15 protein-coding genes are annotated in these 16,830 nt (G+C 73.8%); 6 read left to right on the top strand and 9 right to left on the bottom strand.

Translation table 11 applies throughout. The features are described from left to right. Nucleotides 1-355 (top strand): ABC transporter ATP-binding protein C-terminal domain-containing protein (locus ABD844_RS17555; protein ID WP_344878216.1); only part of this gene is annotated, 355 nt, incomplete at its 5' end. 47 nt (nt 356-402) lie between these two features. Here the strand turns inward: ABD844_RS17555 and ABD844_RS17560 are convergent. After that, nucleotides 403-1,122 carry a dienelactone hydrolase family protein gene (locus ABD844_RS17560; RefSeq protein ID WP_344878219.1) on the bottom strand — a complete coding sequence of 240 codons (720 nt, stop codon included), beginning with the start codon at nt 1,120-1,122 and terminating at the stop codon, nt 403-405. Nucleotides 1,123-1,320: 198 nt separating this feature from the next. On the opposite strand from ABD844_RS17560, the gene ABD844_RS17565 reads away from it, so the two are divergent. After that, the gene (locus ABD844_RS17565; RefSeq protein ID WP_344878222.1) at nt 1,321-2,286 is read left to right on the top strand and encodes an alpha/beta hydrolase; all 966 of its coding nucleotides are present in this window, start codon (nt 1,321-1,323) and stop codon (nt 2,284-2,286) included. Here the strand turns inward: ABD844_RS17565 and ABD844_RS17570 are convergent. Then, nucleotides 2,264-3,400 (bottom strand): helix-turn-helix domain-containing protein, encoded by a 1,137-nt coding sequence (locus ABD844_RS17570; protein ID WP_344878225.1) that lies wholly within the window; start codon nt 3,398-3,400, stop codon nt 2,264-2,266. The two genes, ABD844_RS17565 and ABD844_RS17570, sit on opposite strands and share 23 nt — an antisense overlap. 83 nt (nt 3,401-3,483) lie before the next feature. Here ABD844_RS17570 and ABD844_RS17575 point away from each other — a divergent pair, with 83 nt between their 5' ends. Genes ABD844_RS17575 through ABD844_RS17585 form a run of 3 tightly spaced genes read left to right on the top strand, consistent with a single transcriptional unit; the run spans nt 3,484 to nt 6,445 of the window. Further along, on the top strand, nt 3,484-4,584 hold the full coding sequence (locus ABD844_RS17575; RefSeq protein ID WP_344878228.1) for an acyl-CoA dehydrogenase family protein: 1,101 nt from the start codon (nt 3,484-3,486) through the stop codon (nt 4,582-4,584). Continuing rightward, a complete protein-coding gene (locus ABD844_RS17580) occupies nt 4,581-5,624 on the top strand; it encodes an acyl-CoA dehydrogenase family protein (RefSeq protein ID WP_344878231.1) in 1,044 nt (347 codons plus the stop codon). The genes ABD844_RS17575 and ABD844_RS17580 overlap by 4 nt, the downstream gene beginning before the upstream one ends. Then, nucleotides 5,621-6,445, top strand: coding sequence for a TIGR03619 family F420-dependent LLM class oxidoreductase (locus tag ABD844_RS17585; RefSeq protein ID WP_344878235.1), 825 nt, complete (start codon nt 5,621-5,623; stop codon nt 6,443-6,445). The genes ABD844_RS17580 and ABD844_RS17585 overlap by 4 nt, the downstream gene beginning before the upstream one ends. Nucleotides 6,446-6,546: 101 nt before the next feature. On the opposite strand, the gene ABD844_RS17590 is transcribed toward ABD844_RS17585, so the two are convergent. From ABD844_RS17590 to ABD844_RS17620, 7 genes are all read right to left on the bottom strand, one after another. Beyond that, nucleotides 6,547-8,589 (bottom strand): CHAP domain-containing protein, encoded by a 2,043-nt coding sequence (locus ABD844_RS17590; RefSeq protein WP_344878238.1) that lies wholly within the window; start codon nt 8,587-8,589, stop codon nt 6,547-6,549. Between the two features lie 264 nt (nt 8,590-8,853). Further along, entirely contained in the window at nt 8,854-9,603 is a 750-nt protein-coding gene (locus ABD844_RS17595) for a glucose 1-dehydrogenase (RefSeq protein ID WP_344878240.1), read from the bottom strand. Next, nucleotides 9,590-11,806 (bottom strand): acetate--CoA ligase family protein, encoded by a 2,217-nt coding sequence (locus tag ABD844_RS17600; protein ID WP_344878241.1) that lies wholly within the window; start codon nt 11,804-11,806, stop codon nt 9,590-9,592. The genes ABD844_RS17595 and ABD844_RS17600 overlap by 14 nt, the downstream gene beginning before the upstream one ends. Next, nucleotides 11,803-13,311, bottom strand: a complete 1,509-nt coding sequence (locus ABD844_RS17605; protein ID WP_344878244.1) for a class I adenylate-forming enzyme family protein — start codon at nt 13,309-13,311, stop codon at nt 11,803-11,805. The genes ABD844_RS17600 and ABD844_RS17605 overlap by 4 nt, the downstream gene beginning before the upstream one ends. Nucleotides 13,312-13,367: 56 nt before the next feature. Then, on the bottom strand, nt 13,368-13,691 hold the full coding sequence (locus ABD844_RS17610; RefSeq protein WP_425568597.1) for a VOC family protein: 324 nt from the start codon (nt 13,689-13,691) through the stop codon (nt 13,368-13,370). Then, nucleotides 13,688-14,050 (bottom strand): Zn-ribbon domain-containing OB-fold protein, encoded by a 363-nt coding sequence (locus tag ABD844_RS17615; RefSeq protein ID WP_344878248.1) that lies wholly within the window; start codon nt 14,048-14,050, stop codon nt 13,688-13,690. The genes ABD844_RS17610 and ABD844_RS17615 overlap by 4 nt, the downstream gene beginning before the upstream one ends. 11 nt (nt 14,051-14,061) lie before the next feature. Beyond that, complete coding sequence (locus tag ABD844_RS17620; protein WP_344878251.1) at nt 14,062-16,044, bottom strand: serine/threonine-protein kinase; 1,983 nt, start codon at nt 16,042-16,044, stop codon at nt 14,062-14,064. Between the two features lie 99 nt (nt 16,045-16,143). Here ABD844_RS17620 and ABD844_RS17625 point away from each other — a divergent pair, with 99 nt between their 5' ends. After that, complete coding sequence (locus ABD844_RS17625) at nt 16,144-16,734, top strand: cysteine hydrolase family protein (protein ID WP_344878254.1); 591 nt, start codon at nt 16,144-16,146, stop codon at nt 16,732-16,734. Nucleotides 16,735-16,830: the final 96 nt, after the last annotated feature.

Below are 16,830 nucleotides of genomic sequence, written 5' to 3' on the forward strand. Positions count from 1 at the left end.
GACGGTGGCCGAGGTGCTGGAGCTGTGCGGGCTCGGCGCGCAGCGCGACGCGTACGCGGCGGCGCTCCCGGTCGGGCAGCGGCGGCTGGTCGAGCTGGCCCGCGCCCTGGCCGACCGGCCCCGGCTGCTGCTGCTCGACGAGCCCACCTCGGGCCTGGACGCGGGGCAGAGCGCCCACCTGGCCGAGGTCGTCAGAGGGCTGGACACCACCGTGCTGCTGGTGGAGCACGACATGGGGTTCGTGATGGAGACGTGCGACCGGATCGTGGTGCTGGACCTGGGCAGGGTCATCGCGGCGGGGTCGCCGGCCGAGGTGCGGGAGGACCCGGTGGTCAGGGCCGCCTACCTGGGTTAGACGGCCCTGACCCACAAAGGCCGCGACGCCCGCGACGGCGGGTGCGGCTACGAGTGGCGCTCGGTGAAGGAGAGGATGCGGCGCCAGGCGTCCTGGCAGGCGTCGGCCCACTCGGCGGAGGAGCGGTCGAAGAACGAGTGCGGCGCGCCCTCGTATATGTGCTCCTCGTGCTCGGTGCCCACCCGGTCGAGCGCGGCCTCGTACGCGGCGAACTCCTCCGGCGTGGACACCGTGTCGGCCCCGCCCCTGAGCAGCAGCAGCGGCGCTCCCGGCCCCGACGTGGGCGCGTCGATGAAGCGCAGCGCGCCGTAGAAGCCGATCCCGCCGGCCAGCCCGTTGCCCTCGGCGGCCTGCCGCCACGACTGGGCGCCGCCCAGGCAGAAGCCCACCGTGAACACCGGCCCGTCGAGCGCCTCGGTGGCGGCCCTGGCGTCGGCCCTGACCTGGTCGTTGGTGAGCCGGTTGACGTGCGACATGAAGTCGAAGTCGGCGCCGCGCTCCCCCAGCCCCGCGGTACGCCCGAAGTAGTCGATCGCGATCGTGCCGAAGCCCGCCTCGGCGAAGCGTACGGCCAGGTCGCGGTAGAACGGGTGCAGCCCGCGGACGTCGGGCAGGATCACCACGCTGCGCCCGTTAGGCTCGGCGGGCTCGGCCCGGTAGGCGAGGAAGCGGTTGCCGTCGACGGCGGTCAGCTCTATTTGCTCGTGAGAGGCCACCGCGCCCTGGATCGGCGGGGCGGGCGGTCTGCTGTCGGTGGAATGGCACATGGGCTGAGCATGCCCGTGCCGGAGCGGCCCTATCCAGTCCTTGAGATCGTCGTGCCCACCGCGCCGTGGGCGAGTCTCCGGAGCCGCCGGACGGCGGGCCCAAGGCGGGTAATCGCCGCCGCCTGGCGGTTGTCCGCGCATGTCCCGTGCTCAGACCATCAACGGGTAGCCTCGAAATTATCGCGAAAGGGAAATCCTATGGCGTTTCACCCCAATCTCGACCCCGAGCTGCGCGCCGCGATCGAGCAGACCCAGATGCCCGCGATGGACCCGTCGATGATGACGAACGAGTACCTCATCGGACACCGCACGGAGATCAACGCGATGATCGCCGCGATTCCCGTCCCGGAGACGCGGGTGCCGATCGAGAACCGCATGGTGCCAGGCCCCGAGGGGGCGCCGGACCTCCGCCTGCGGATCTACCGGCCGGAGGAGACGGGCGAGAACCGGCCCGCGCTCTACTGGATCCACGGCGGCGGCATGATCCTCGGCGCGCCGGAGATGGACGACGCCATGATGGCCGGCTACGCCGAGCGGCTCGGCCTGGTCGTCGTGTCGGTGGACTACCGGCTCGCGCCCGAGCACCCGTACCCCGCGCCCGTCGAAGACTGCTACGCCGGGCTCGTCTGGACCGCCAAGCACACCGCCGAGCTGGGCATCGACCCGAGCCGGCTGGCCGTGGGCGGGGCCAGCGCGGGCGGCGGGCTGGCCGCCGCGACCGCGTTGCTGGCCAGGGACCGGGGCGGCCCCGAGATCGCCTTCCAGCTCCTCGTCTGCCCGATGCTCGACGACCGCAACATCACGCCGTCCAGCCACCAGTTCGCCGAGGCCGTGACGTGGGACCGCGCGTCCAACGTCTTTGGCTGGACCGCGCTGCTCGGCGACCGGGTCGGCACCGACGACGTCCCGCCGTACGCGGCCCCGGCCCGCGCCACCGACCTGTCGGGGCTGCCTCCGGCGTTCGTGGACGTGGGCGAGCTGGAGGTGTTCAGGGACGAGTGCGTCGACTACGCCCGGCGGCTGGCGCAGGCGGAGGTCTCGACCGAGTTCCACCTCTACCCGGGGGCGTTCCACGGGTTCGACATGACGGTGCCCGACGTCGAGCTGAGCAGGCGGGCCAGGCAGGCGAGGGAGGCGGCGCTCAGGCGGGCGTTCGGCCTCTGACGCCGTCGGCGGGCGGCTCGGCTCTGGTGCCGGCGAGCAGGCGTACCAGGGCCAGGGCCAGATAGGCGCGGGTGCGCCCGGACTGGTCGGCCAGCGAGAAGCCGAGCACGGCCTCCGCGCGGGCGATGCGCGTGGCCAGCGAGCTGTGGTGCAGGTGCACGACGACGGCCGCGCCGCGCACCGACCCCGCCATGCACAACGCCCGCACGGCCAGCCGCGACTCCTCGCCGAGGCGGGCCATCGCCCGGACGTCGTCCAGGTCCGCGATCGCCCGCTCGGGGAGGTCGGCGAACAGCGCCAGCGCGCCGAGCTCCGACCAGCGCATCACGCGGTCGTGAGGGCCGGTGAAGCGCAGCGCCGTGCGGGCGCCCGCCCACGACTCGGCGGCCCGCGCGCCGGGCAGCTCGGGACCGATGCCGACCCTGGCCCCGTCGGTCAGCTCGGGCCCGAGGTCGATGGACCTCCGTGGCGAGGCGGACGCGTGGCCGCCCTCCCGCCGGATCGTGAGGTGGGGCAGGGTGGTGGTGACCAGGACGGCCTCGGTGTCGCCGACCGTGGCGGCCCGTACGTGGTGGCCCATCGTCCGCAGGCCCGCGGCCAGGCCCCGGTCCGGCAGCGCGATCGCCAGTGCCTGGAGGGGCGCGGCCGGGTCGAAGCCGAGCAGGCGCAGCGCCCTGGCCTGTTCGGCCTCGCGGCTCTGGGCCGATAGCGCCAGCTCGACCAGCGCCGGGTCCTGCCCGGCCCGTACCAGCGCGGCGGCGCGTTCGAGGGTGACCTCCGCCGCGGCGGCGTAGCGTTCGAGCACGATCTCGTCGAGCCCGTGCGCGGGCCCCTCGCGTTCCATCCAGACCGACCCGAGCCCGGAGCCGAGCGTCCTGGCCGAGGCCGGGACGGCGGCGTGAGCGTCGACGGGGCCGCCGGGCGAGGTGCGGGTGCTGCGGCCGGTGGCCGCGTCGAGCAGGCCGACCGGGCACTGGGTCAGCCGCGCGGTGGCGGCGAGCAGCACCGGCACGCTGGCGTGGTCGCGCACCAGCGAGTCGAAGTAGGCGATGACCCGCACCGCGCTCTCCGCGTCGGCGTCGAGGCTTGAGAGCCGTAGCAGCAGTCCCTGCACGGCTCCTAGCGTAAAGCGAACCCCCGCGTTTATCGGCTCCGTCGGCCTGGCAACTCAACCAAGCGTGCGCTAGGTTGGGTGTCGTGGATCTCGACTTCTCCCGGGCCGAGCGGGACTTCCGCGCCGAGGTCCGCGACTGGCTCGGCGCGCACGTGCCGGGCCCGCTTCCGTCGATGGACACCCCCGAGGGCTTCCGCGCGCACCGGGCCTGGGAGGCGGAGCTGGCGGGCGCGCGCCTGTCCGTCGTCTCCTGGCCCGAGGAGTACGGCGGCCGCGCCGCCACCCTCGTCGAATGGCTGATCTTCGAGGAGGAGTACTGGGCCGCCGGCGCCCCCGCCCGCGTCACCCAGAACGGGATCTTCCTCCTCGGCCCGTCCCTGATGCGCTTCGGCACCCCCGAGCAGCGCGAGCGGTGGCTGCCCGGGATGGCCAGGGGCGAGGAGGTGTGGGCGCAGGCGTGGTCGGAGCCCGAGGCGGGCAGCGACCTGGCCGCACTCACCTCCCGCGCCGAACCCGCGCCCGGCGGCTGGCGCCTGTACGGCCACAAGACGTGGAGCTCGCGCGCCGCCCACGCCACCCACGGCTTCGGCCTCTTCCGCACCTCCGGCGAACGGCACCAGGGCCTGACGTACTTCATGTTCCCGATGTCCGACGTCGGCGTACGCCCGATCGCGCAGCTCGACGGCCTGCCCGGCTTCGCCGAGCTGCACTTCGACGGCGTGTACGTGCCCGCCCCGATGGTGCTCGGCCAGGTCGGCGAGGGCTGGCGGATCGCAATGGCCACCACCTCCTCAGAACGCGGCCTGACCCTGCGCAGCCCAGGACGCTTCCTGGCCACCGCCGACCGGCTCGTGGCGCTGGCCCGCGACGCCGACCCGGCACTCGCCGATCGGGCCGCCAGGTGCTGGGTGGAGGCGGAGGCGTACCGGCTGCACACGTTCGGGACGGCCCGCCGGATCGCGGCGGGCGAGGAACTCGGGCCGGCGGCCAGCCTGGGCAAGATCTTCTGGTCCGAGCTGGACCTGCGCATGCACGCCCTGGCCATGGACCTGCTGGGCGACCGGGCGGGTACGGCGGGCTGGCTGGACGGGTTCCTGTTCTCGCTGGCGGGGCCCATCTACGCGGGCACGAACGAGATCCAGCGCACGATCGTCGCAGAACGAGTCCTGGGGCTGCCGCGATGAACGTCTCCTTCACCGCCGAGCAGCTCGCGCTGGCCGCGACCGTGCGTGACGTGCTGCGCGTCCACTGCCCGCCCGCCGCGCTGCGCGCCGAGCGGCGACCGGCCTGGGACCGGCTTGCCGAGCTGGGGTTCTTCGGGCTGCTGCTGCCTCCCGAGTCCGACGGTCTCGGGCTCCGGCTGATCGACGTGCTGCCCGCGCTGGAGGAGAGCGGGCGCGCCTGCCTGCCGGGGCCGGTCGTGGAGACGGCCGTGGTGGCGGCGTACCTGCTGGGCGGGGTGCCCAAGCTGGCCTCCGGCGCGGTGACCGTGGCCGTGCTGCCGCCGGGACAGGCGTACGCGGCGGACGCCGACCTGGCCGACCTGCTCGTGGTCGTACGGGACGGCGGGGCACGGCTGGTCACCCGGCGGTCCGCACGGCTCGAGCCCCGGCCCGCCGTGGACCCGTGCCGGCCGGTGTTCGAGGTGCGCTTCGAGGAGTCGGAGGACCTGGCGTCGGGGGAGTGGGCGGGCGATGTCGCGCGGGCGCTGCGGGCGGCCACGGTGGCCACCGCGGCCCAGCTCATCGGGGTCGCCAGGCAGTTGCTCGCGGTCACCGTCGACTACGCCAAGGTCCGCACCCAGTTCGGCGCGCCCATCGGCTCCTTCCAGGCGGTCAAGCACCGGCTCGCCGACGTGGCCGTGGCGGTGGAGTTCGCGGCTCCGCTGGTGTGGCGGGCCGCTCTCTCGGTGGATGCTCTCTCAGAGAGCGGTGTGGCGGCGGGCGGCGTTCCCGAGGGTGCTGCGGGGGCGAGAGGCGGCTTGGCGGAGGTCGCCGGGCGGGACGTGAGCGCGGCCAAGGCCGCCGCAGGGGAGGCGGCCGTGCTGGCGGCGCGGGCGGCGCTGCAGGTCCACGGGGCCATCGGCTACACCGAGGAGCTGGACCTGCGCTTCTGGCTCGCGCGGGCCTGGTCGCTGTCCAGCGCGTACGGCACCTCCGCCGCCCATCGTGAACGCCTGCGCGCCGCCATCGTCGATGGCCCCCCACCACGGAGGCACCCGTGAAGTTCGGCGTCCCTCTCGGGCTCCTCCACCCGGCCGCCTGGAAGGACGTGGCGGTGGCGGCCGACGAGCTGGGGTTCGAGTCGGTGTGGCTGCCCGAGCACCTCGTCTTCACCACCGACCTGTCCACGGCGGTGTACCCGGGCACGTCGGATCCGGGGATCAAGCCGTCGACGCCGCTGTTCGACGCGCCCGCGTACCTGTGCTGGCTGGCCGCCCTCACCTCCCGCGTCAGGCTCGGCACGGCCGTGCAGCTCCTCGCCCTGCGTCACCCGTTCGTGTCGGCACGCGCGTTCGCCACCCTGGACGTGCTCTCGTCTGGACGGGCCGTCTGCGGCGTCGGGGCGGGCTGGTATCGGGGGGAGTGGGACGCGGCAGGAGTGCCGTTCGACACCAGGGGCGCTCGGCTGGACGAGGCCATCGAGGTGGTCAGGCGGCTCTGGAGCGAGCCCGTGGTCGCCCATTCCGGCCGGTTCTACTCCTTCCCCGAGGTCGCCTTCGAGCCCAAGCCGGTGCAGCGACGGCTCCCGGTGCTGGCCGGAGGGGAGTCGCCCGCCGCGCTGCGCCGGGCGGCCCGGTTGTGCGACGGGTGGATCAGCATGCCGCACACGATCGAGTCGATCAAACCTCAGATGGCCCGGCTGGGGTCGGGCGTGCCGGTGACGGCGCACGCGTACGCGCTGGCGGGGCCCGAGGAGGTGGCCGACTGGGCGGCGCTCGGCGTGGAGCGGCTGATCGTCCGCCCGTGGACGCGCAGCCGGGACGCGGTCTCCCGGCTGGCCTCCTTCGCCGGAGAGTACGGCGTCACGAGCCCGTCCGCGTGACGATCGCGCCCATCCGGCTCGTACGGCATGGCCGGGGCCACTCCTCCTTGCAACGGGACGCGCGTGCTCCGCGACGGGGTCCTCGGCTCGACGGGGTCGCTTCAGGCTCGGTGGCGGCCACGTCCGGAGGGGGCGGCGGCCACCAGGAGGCGCTCGTCCTCCATCCGGCGGTGGCGGCGGCCTCGCAGCGGAGTGTCGTGCTGGAACGCGGCGGGCTCGTCGGCGGAGCGCCGCCGTCGGCGTCCCCGGTAGGGGGAGCCGCGGTGGCCGGGGGAGTCGAGCACGTCGCCGCGCCTCGTCCTCGGCGGGGAGAACGCATCGAACGTGCTGCTCGCGCCCGGGATGAGGATGCGCTCGAACGAGCCGGTGTCCACGACGCGCTGCAGCGGTCCCGTGTCGAGCACGACCTCCAGGGGCCCGGTCTCGTCGGTGAAGCGGAACCGGCCGCCGTCGAAGTCGGGCTCGTAGGGCTCGTGGTCGAACGCCGGTGTGAACGGGCCCGTGACCGGGCCGGGGCGGTGGTCGGCGGGGGTACGGTGGCGCGGGGCCGCGTCCGTGGCGAGGTCGAACGGGCGGGTGTCGAGCGGCATCTTCCGGTGCCTGGCGCGCCGCGCGGCCGCGTCCCGGCCGCTCGCGGGCCGCGCCCCGTCGTGAGTCCTGTCGCGAGTCCCGTCGTTGGTCCAGGCGTGCCCGGCACCGGCGTTTCCCGCTCCGGCGTGTCCTGCGCCCGCGGGGCGGGCCTCATGACGTGGGGTGGTGGGGTGGGCGGCGGCTGAGGCAGTGAGGGAACGGAGAGCGGTGGCCGCGGCCAGGCGCTCGGCGGTGTCCGGGAGCTCCACCGCGGTGCGGCGTACGGTGGCGGGGCGGCTCGGGGCCGCGGTCACGGGCACAGCCGTGGGCACAGCCGTGGGCACGGTCACGGGCACCTCGGCGAACCTGCGGCGACGGCGGCGGCCCTTGGCGCGGGACGGGCGTACCGGCTGCTCGGCGGGCTTGGCGGAGGCGCCCAGGCGCAGGCGGCGGGTCTTGGCCACGGCCAGCAGCGCCAGCGCGGCGACCAGGGCGGAGCCGACCAGCGTCGGGGTGTTGACGGCCGGGAGCGGGCCGGTGGCGGTGGCGTCGGCGTGCGTGGGGAGCGGTTCGCCGGTCGCCTCCTCGGTGTCGGCGGTGGTCGGCTTGGCGTGCTTGCCCTTCTTGACCGTGCCGGGCGCGGCGGAGGCGGTGGCCTGCGGGCTCTGCTCGGCCGGGGCCGAGGCCGAGGCTGAGGGCGAGGGCGCGGCCGAGCGGGAGTCGGCGGCGGACGCGGAGCCGGTGGTCGACGTGGAGTCCGAGGAGGTCGCGGGCCTGCCTGACGGGGACGACGCCTGCGACTTCGACGGTGACTCGGCGGCCGGGGCCTGGGCCTGGGCGCGGCCCTGGGCCTCCTCGGGCGTCTGGCCCTCGGTCTGCCCCTTGGACGGCGACTCCTCCCGGGCGGGCGTCTGGGACTGGATCCGGTCCTGTCCCTGTCCGGCCACCAGCGGGCCCTGGGCGGGCCGCGTCCCGTCGTTCCTGGGGATCAGCGTGTTGAGGCCCTCACCGGGGAGCTGGAGCGTGCCAACGTGTCCGACCTGCTCACCCGGCATTTCCGCCTGCTTCTCGGCTTCCTTCGCCTTCTTCTCGGCCGCCGCCTCGTCCAGCCGGTCCTTGATGCGCTCGGGGTAGCCGTACCCGACGACCTTGCTCGTGTCGCGTTCCTTGCGCTTGGCCACGCCGCCGTCGATGTTGCCCTCGATGGTGAAGATCCGGCCGTTCTCGATCTTCGTCACGACGCCGATGTGGTCGATCTTGTCGACGTCGTTCGAGCCGCTCCAGTCGTAGAAGACGAACGCGCCGACCTCGGGCGTCTTCCCCCAGGCGTCCTGCTTCTTGAACCACTTGGCATGCGCCACCGTCCAGGCGAACTGCCCGATCCACTCCTCGTAGCCGAGCTTGTGCGCGGCCCAGGAGAGGTACATGTCGCACCACGGCGCGGAGCTGTAGTCGGCGTCGAACTCGACGTTCTTGCCGTACCACTCGCCGAACTTCGTGTACGAGTCCGACTTCTCCGAGTAGCCGAGTTGGCTCTCGAGCAGCTCGATGTACTTCTGGATCTCTGGCGTCATGGAAGTGTGGGGGAGCCTTCCGGGCAAGTCCAGCCTTATCCACGCAGCCTTGGGCAAGGGGGGATAACCCTTGACTGGTGTGACAAAACCGGAGACCTGTCATCTTCCGTGATGAGTGAGGTTATCGTGTCGTAACCCCAGGTCATAGCGCACCCACGGGAGAAGCCTGTCTCCCATGGGTTAGAAACCGCAGGTCAGCGATGCTGCCAGAAATGTCCGTAGCTAGGTGGTTTAATAGAAAAAGATCTACCTTCAGGTGAGGTCTCAGTACCCTGCGCCCGTCAGCAGCCCTCCGTCCACCGTGAACTCGCTGCCCGTGCAGTAGCTGGCCCGGTCGGAGGCCAGGAACGCGACCACGTGCGAGACCTCCACGGGCTTGGCGAAGCGCTTGATGACCATGGACTTGGCGAAGGCGTCGGCGTCGATCGCGTTCATCAGGTCCGGGTCCGTGACCATGGGGGTGTTGATCGCGCCGGGGTGCACCGAGTTCACCCGGATCTTGAACCGGGCCAGCTCCCGCGCCGCCGACTTGGTGATCCCGCGCACCCCGAACTTCGAGGCCGAGTACGCCGACAGCCCCTCGGCTCCGACGTACCCCTCGATCGAGGAGATGTTCACGATGGAGCCCCGCCCGGCGGCCCTCAGGGGGTCGATGACCGACTTGATCCCCAGCCAGGTGCCCCTGAGGTTCACGCCGATCACCCGGTCGAAGTCTTCGAGCGACATTTCCTCGATACGCCGAAATTTCAGGATCCCGGCGTTGTTGATGAGGATGTCCAGCCTGCCGTGCAGCTCCGTGACCGTCCCCACGGCCCGCCGCCACTCCGCCGGGCTCGTCACGTCGTGCCGCACGTACGCGGCCCCGGTCTCCTCCGCCAGCGCCTTGCCCTCCTCGTCCAGCACGTCCCCGAACACCACCCGCGCGCCCTCCTCCAGGAACAGCCGCACGTGCGCCGCCCCCATGCCCCGCGCGCCGCCGGTGATCAGCGCGACCTTGCCGTCAAGCAATCCCATGACGTCCTCCTGCCGCGACGGCCACGGCGGCCGCCTCCATGGACCGGTAGACGGGGATCCCCGCCTCGGCCGCGATCCGCCTGACCTCGTCCTCGACGCCTGGGGGCGCGCACTCGCCGTTCCTGGTGACGAGGGTGATCCTGGTGCTCGGGCGGGCCCGCTGGGCTCCCGCCAGGGCCCGCGCGTAGGCGTACAGGGGCTCGGCCCCGTCCCCGCCTCCGTACGTGAAGAAGGCGAGGACGTTCACGTGCGCCACCACGTCCCGGTACGGCCCCGCGAGCACCCCGATCACCTCGGTCACGAGCCCGGCCCGGCCGAGCGGCCCGACGGGCACCTCCAGCGGGTTCCCCGCCGCCACCACCCCGAGCCCGCGCAGCGCGTCGAGCCGGTCGCCCGGCAGTGGGTCGAGCCGCACCCCGGCCAGGTCGAACGCGTCGGCCGCCAGTACGCTCGCACCGCCGCTCGGCCCCACCACCAGCACCTGCTCCCCCTGGACGGCCCGCGCGCCGTGCGCCTGGAAGTACGCCAGCACGCCGATCAGGTCGTCCTGGCTTGACACCAGCGCCGCGCCGGTCTGCTCGGCCACCGCCTCCCAGATCCGCCGGTCGCTCACCAGGCCGCCCGTGTGGGAGGCCGCGGCCTGCCGCCCCTGCCCGGTACGCCCGCCCGCCAGCAGCACCACCGGCAACTCGGTGGCCCGCAGCGCCGCGTACAGGTCACGCCCGTCACGCGGATCCTCCAGGTAGAGCCCGACGGCCCGCGTCTCGGCGTCACGCGCGAGCCAGCGCAGCAGCTCGGCGGGGGTGACGTCGGCCGCGTTCCCGACGGTGACGACCCTGCTGAACGCCAGGCCGCGCCGCTCCCCGACCTTGATCACCTCGCCCGCGAGTCCGCCGCTCTGCGAGATCAGCGCGATCGTCCCCGGCGGCCCGATCCCGCCGCCGACGAACGTCTGACCGCCCCTGGGGCAGTACACGCCCATGCAGTTGGGCCCCAGCAGCCGGGTCCCGGCCGCCCGCGCCGCCGCGACCAGCTCCGCCTCCAGCCGGGGCCGCCCGGCCTCGCCGAACCCACCGCTCATCACCTGCACGAACGCCACCCCGCGCGCCTGGCGCAACACCTCGGCGCAGCGCTCGGCCGGCACGGCGACCAGGGCGTAGTCCACGCCCGCCGCCGCCGGCGAGGGCACGGCGGGCACCCCGGCCACCTCGTCCGCCGTGGGATGCACGGCCACCAGCGGGACGCCCGCGTCGCGGTAGAAGCCGAGGAACATGTTCCCGAAGTTCGGCCGGGACGTGGACGCCCCGACGACCGCCACGGCCTTCGGCTCGAAGAGCGGCAGGAAGTCCGTCACGGGCGGGTCGTCCACAGCACGACCGTCCAGAGGGCCGGCGGGCACGGTGCGGCCCGGAAGGCTGGTGGGAGCAGCGGCGTCCCGGGTGACGGCCGCCGCGCTGTCCGGCAGGTAGCGGGCGTCGACCGCGATCACCCCGGACGGCCCCGCGATGACCGGGTTCAGCTCGAACTCGCCCAGCTCCAACCGCTCCCACAGCCCTCCTGGCCCGCCCACCGTCATGAGCAGCTCGACCACCGCGTCCACGTCCACCGGCGGGCCGCCGCGCCAGCCGTCCAGCAGCGCGGCCCCGCGCAGGGAGGCGAGCATGCGCCGCGCGTCCGCCGCGGAGATCGGGCAGAGCCGCAGGGCCGTGTCGCGCAGCGCCTCCGTCCACACCCCGCCCAGCCCGGCGAGCAGCACCGGCCCGAACGCCGGATCCCGCACCAGGCCCACGATCAGCTCGACCCCGGGCTCGGCCTGCTCCTCGACCAGGAAGCCCGCGGGTCGCAGCCGCTTCGCCAGGTCGCCCGCCACTGCGGCGAGCTGGTGGTGGCGCAGCCCCAGCACCACGGCACCGGCCTCGGACTTGTGCGTCAGCCCCGGCCCGTAGGCCTTCAGCACCAGCGGCTCGCTCAGCTCCTTGGCCGCCCCGAAGTCCAGTCGCGCCCCGAAGTCCGGCTCCTTCGCCGCCCCGGAGTCCGGCTCTCGCGGCGTGGCGACGTCCGGTTCCCGCGCCGTCCCGGAGTCGAGGTCGGGGCCCGCGCAGGGGATCACGACCCCGCGCGGCACCGCCACCCCGGCCTCGCGAAGCAGTGCCTTGACCTCGTGCTCGTACGCGCCCTCCCCGGCGGCGGAGTGCCCGCTCACCCCAGCAGCTCGCGGATCCGCCCGCGCAGCAGCTTGCCAGGACCGCCGGAGGCGTCCTGGGAGTGCGGCAGCTCGTCGGCCACCACGATGTGGTCGGGCCGCTGGTGCTCGGGCAGGAGTTCGGCCAGGGCCAGCGCCAGTTTGGACGGGTCGAGCGGGTGCCCGGCCCTGGGCACGACGGCCAGCAGCACCTGTTGCTCCGCCGCCCCCTCCGGGACGCCGACCGCGCCCGCCTCGGCCACCCCGTCCTGCGCGGAGGCGGCCTCCTCGATCGCGGCGGGCTGGGTCCAGATCCCGCCCTTGAGTATCGCGTCCTCCCTGCGGCCGAGCACCCGCAGCACGCCGTCGGGGGAGAGCGTGCCGAGGTCGCCGCCCACGTACCACTCGCCGCGCAGCACCTCCGACGTCCTGTCGGGCAGGCCGTCGTACTCGGCCATCCGGTGCGGCCCGGCCAGGTTGATCTCGCCGACCTCGTCGACCACCCGGTTCCCGTGAGGGTCGGTGACGCGCACCGCGTTCCCCGTACGGGCCCGCCCGGAGGAGCCCAGCGGCGTGGAGCCGTCGTCCACCCGCCCCATGCACGTGTACGGGGCCTCGGTCTGCCCGTAGTACGAGAACACGCCCGCCCCCGGCAGCCTGGCCCTGATCCGGTCGAGCATGGTCGCCGTCAGCGGCTCACCGCCCAGCAGGATCACCCGGATCGACGACAGATCCACGCCCTCGTGCTCGGGCGAGCCCAGCAGGGCCGCGTAGAACGACGGGATCTGCGACACGTGCGTGACGCGCTCGCGCGGGACGACGCGCAGGAAGTTCGCCGGCCCCCAGTCCTGCTCCAGCACCAGCCGCATCCCCGCGTACAGCGCCGGCCCGACGATGGCGGGGAAGCCGATGCCCCAGATGATCGCGCCTGTCCCGAACACCGGGTCGGGGCCGCGCGGCACGTCCAGCCAGATCTGCGCGGTGGCCAGCGACGAGGCGTGCGTGTGCACGACCGCCTTGGGCAACCCGGTCGTGCCCGAGGTGTAGTAGAGGGCCAGCGGGTCGTCGTGCGCGCCAGCCAGGGGCGGCTCCGCGTCCGTCGCCCCGGCCAGCTCGCGTACGTCGATCCACGCGGTCACCTCCGGCAGCGACGGCCTGAGCTGCTCGACCACCGACTCCACGGTCGCGTCGTACACGAAGGCCGTGCACTTCGAGGCGGCCACCACGGCACGCAGCGTCTCGACCGGCCAGTACGGGTTCAGCGCCGCCGTGACCGCCCCGATCTTGGCCTGCGCCAGGTAGACCTCGGCCACCCGTAACGTCTCGTTCAGCAGCGCCGCCACCCGCCTGCCCGGGGTGATCCCGGCGGCGAGCAGGGCGTTGGCGCGACGGTTGACGTTCCGGTTGAGCTGGTCGTAGGTGAAGCTCTGTTCGCCGCAGTACGTCAGCGCCACCCGGTCGGGCGTGCGCATCGCGCCGGCGGTCAGGATCGCGTGGCCGTAGTTGCCGTAGGGGGATCGGGTCATGGGGGGTGCCTCCAGACCAGAGGACGGGATCGGAACGGCGGGATCAGAACGGCGGGTCAGAGCGGCGAGTAGAGGACGAAGACGTTTCCGGAGGGGTCGCGCAGCACGGCCCGCCACTCGTGCGGCCCTGCCTCGGGCGCCCGCACCACCTCGGCCCCGCGCGCCGCCAGCTCCCGTACGGACCGCGCGACGTCGTCCACCTTGTACGACGGCGCGGCGGAGGCGGTGACGTGCTCGTCAGGACCGGCCAGCGCCACGGTCACCCCGCCGCCGTCGAGCGCGGCGAACCGGTCACCGTCGCGGAACTTCACCGGCAGTCCGTAGAAGGCGATCGCCTCGTCCAGGTCGGCGACGGGGATCAGCACGTTGCCCAGCTTCACGCGGGCCTCCAATGGGGCAGGTCGTCGTGGAACGTCACGCGTACGGGCAGGCCGACGCGCACCTCGTCCGGCGGGCAGCCGACGACGTGCCCGAACGCCCGCACGCCTTCCGGCAGGTCCACCCAGGCCATCACGTAGGGCTCGCGGCCCCGGTAGCCGGGGGCGAAGGAGCGGTGCACGACGGTGTAGGTGTGTACGACGCCCTCGCCGGAGGCCGGGTCGAGGACGAGGCTCCGGCCGCCGCACCAGGGGCAGGCCGGCTCGGGGACGGAGAGGCGGCGCCGGCAGGTCGTACAGCGCTGGATGACCAGCTCGCCGCGCTCGCAGGCGGCCCGGTAGGCAGAGATGTCACCGCTCATCGCTAGCCAAGCTAGCGCACGCTTGGTTGACCGGCAAGGCCCGCTCCTGCCGAGGCCCGAGCGCGGTCACCACGCCGGGGACGGCTCCGAACCGGAGGGCGGGAGAGTGACCGCCGACGGGGTGTCGGGGCGGCGGAACAGCGCGCCGGACGAGTCCCCGCTCGGGCCCCGTCCGGGCCCCCCTCCGGGCCCCCGGACAGGGTGCCGGACAGGGTGTCTGGCGGGTCTTGGGACAGAGTGCCGGGCGGGTTCCCGGACGCGGTGCCGGAGGGTCGGGCGATCGGCGCTCCCGAGGCCGCCGGTGTCGGGGCGGCGCTGTGGGACGTGCTGCCTTCCGGGGCCGGAGTGGGCGGTGCCGAGCGGGTCGTCGTGGGAGTGGCGGTGGGAGCGGGAGGAGGGGTGGGGGTGGGGGACGGGCAGTCGGGGCCCGTCAGCGCCGCCTCGCTCACCTGGGGCCCGTTGCCCGCGACCGGCTCCGTCATCACCACGATCCCGACGTGCGTCTGCCCGCCGCAGTCCACGTCACCGGGATCGTAGGCGACGGTGCTGGTGTAGGCCGTGTTCCCGCGTAAGGTGCGGGTCTCCTGGCGGACCGTCCTGGCGGTCCCGTCGTCCCCGTCCCGCCGCGTGTACGCGATGCGCAGCCGCACCGGCCCCGTCCCGTCCGCCGAGACGGCGATCGCCCCCGCCGTCCCGCTCCATCGGACGATGGTGGCGGCGCGCACGACGGGCAGCGATACGGAGGCCCGGCCCTGCCCACCGGTGGGCTGTGGGGGAGAGGGCGCGGGGGTGGTTCGCCGGGGGGCGGCGGCGGTCCGGGTGGGCGTACGAAGCGGTGGGCTCTCGCTCTCCTCGGGGGAGGGCTCGCTCTGGGCCCTGGGCGGCGGGATCAGGATCGCCCCTGGGCCGGCGGGCAGCCCGGTGCCGGTCAGCATGATCGCGATCGCCGCCGCGGCCACCGTCGCGCCCGCCACCCACAGTTGCGGCGGCAGGGCGGGCATGCGCAGCAACCGTTCCTTGAGCCCGCCGGTGGCCGGGGAACCCGTCCTGGCCAGCGGGAAGCGGAGGGCGAGCAGGGTGGCCTGCTCCGCCAGGTGCCGCCGCCCGCGTTTCTCCCAGTCGGGGCCGTACCCGGCGACCGCGTCCTCCTCCAGCTCGGCCGCGAAGTGCCGGGCCGAGCCGTAGCGGGCCGTCGGGTCCTTGGCCAGGCCCCGCTTCAGCAGGTCGCGCAGCGTGTCCGGGGCCACCTCCAGCGGCACCGGCTGCCCGAGGTGCAGGTCGCGCAGCGCGGGCACGTCCGGCTCGCCGTCCTCACCCTCCTTGTCCGCCCGGTACGGCGGCCGCCCCCTGACCGCCTCGAACAACACGCACGCCGCCGCGTACACGTCGGCAGGCGGCCCCGTCCTGCCCTCGGCCCACAGCTCGGGCGCCATGTACGCGGGACTGCCCGCGGGCACGCCCGGCTCCTCGGCGTGCACCACGACGCCGAAGTCGGCCAGTCTGCTGGTGCCGTCGGCCTGGACGAGGATGTTGCCCGGCTGGACGTCCCGGTGCGCCACGCCGCGCTCGTGCGCCGCCGCCAGGGCCAGCAGCGTGCTCTTGACCACGGCCAGCGCCGCCTCCGGGCTGGTGCGTCCGTGCTCGGCCAGCAGCGTGCGCAGCGACACGCCGTCCACCAGCTCCATGACCACGGCCGCCCTGGTGGGGGTCTCGACGTACTCGTAGAGGCGTACCACGTTGGGGTCGTCGATCTCGACGAGCTGGTGGGTGTCCGACCGGAAGCGGTCCATGAACTCGGCGTCCCTGCGCAGGGTGGCGTTCAGGTACTTGATCGCCACGTAGGCGCCGGTCGACTGGTAGGTGGCGAGGAACACGCGGCCGGTGCGGCCGGCGCCGAGCTGGCGTACTTCACGGTAACCAGGGACCAAGTCCAACCCCCAGAAGGCGATGCCCGTCTTCGATTCGACGGTCTCACCCGGGGTTCGGGTTGTCACGACCGCACAAATTTCGCCCCCCGTTAAGCGGGGTTGACGCTGAGTGCCGGTGTTATGCTTCCCAAGCAAGCGCTCGGCTAAGCTTGGTGGAGGTCGCCGGTGGGGCGGGTGGCGGTGCTGGTGATGGAGATGCAGCGAGGTGTCGTCGGCGATCTCACGAAATTTCCGGACTTGGTGGATGCCTGCTCGCGTCACGACGTCCTCGGCAACGCCGGACGCGTGCTCGGGGCCGCCCGGCGGGCCGGTCTCCCGGTCGTCCACTGCACGGCCGCGTTCCGTCCCGACCGGGCCGGGTCGCACGCCGGCAACTGCCCCTTCATCGTCTCCCTCCTCAAGGACCCCGCTCACATGCTGGAGGGCACGGCCGCCATGGAGGTCGTCCCGGGGCTGCGCGACGGCGGCGACCTGGAGAGCCGGCGCTATCACGGCTTCTCGCCGTTCACCGGCACCTCGCTCGACACGACGCTGCGCTCGCTCGGCGTCTCGGACGTCGTCGCGCTCGGCGTCTCGCTCAACCTGGGCATCCCCGGTCTGGCGCTGGAGGCCGTCAATCTGGGCTACCGGGTGACCGTGGTGACGGACGCGGTCGCGGGCATCCCCGAGGAGTACGCGCGAGCCGTCATGAAGCACACCGTCAGCCTCCTCGCCACCCGTACGACGGCGGCCGGCCTGGTGGAGGCGTGGAAGTGAGCAGGCGACCGAGCGGCGGGAAGCCGCGTGACCGAGGGCTGGGCGTGATGGACGGACTGCGGCTGGACGGGCGGGCGGCCGTGGTCACCGGGGGCG

This window comes from Nonomuraea antimicrobica, from assembly GCF_039536965.1.
Lineage (GTDB): Bacteria > Actinomycetota > Actinomycetes > Streptosporangiales > Streptosporangiaceae > Nonomuraea > Nonomuraea antimicrobica.

What these genes read in the sequence shown, in the direction of transcription:
- ABD844_RS17595 (WP_344878240.1), bottom strand. Translation starts at nt 9,603, where the DNA reads ATGGGATTGCTTGACGGCAAGGTCGCGCTGATCACCGGCGGCGCGCGG.
- ABD844_RS17605 (WP_344878244.1), bottom strand. Translation starts at nt 13,311, where the DNA reads ATGACCCGATCCCCCTACGGCAACTACGGCCACGCGATCCTGACCGCC.
- ABD844_RS17615 (WP_344878248.1), bottom strand. Translation starts at nt 14,050, where the DNA reads ATGAGCGGTGACATCTCTGCCTACCGGGCCGCCTGCGAGCGCGGCGAG.
- ABD844_RS17565 (WP_344878222.1), top strand. Translation starts at nt 1,321, where the DNA reads ATGGCGTTTCACCCCAATCTCGACCCCGAGCTGCGCGCCGCGATCGAG.
- ABD844_RS17580 (WP_344878231.1), top strand. Translation starts at nt 4,581, where the DNA reads ATGAACGTCTCCTTCACCGCCGAGCAGCTCGCGCTGGCCGCGACCGTG.
- ABD844_RS17590 (WP_344878238.1), bottom strand. Translation starts at nt 8,589, where the DNA reads ATGACGCCAGAGATCCAGAAGTACATCGAGCTGCTCGAGAGCCAACTC.
- ABD844_RS17560 (WP_344878219.1), bottom strand. Translation starts at nt 1,122, where the DNA reads ATGTGCCATTCCACCGACAGCAGACCGCCCGCCCCGCCGATCCAGGGC.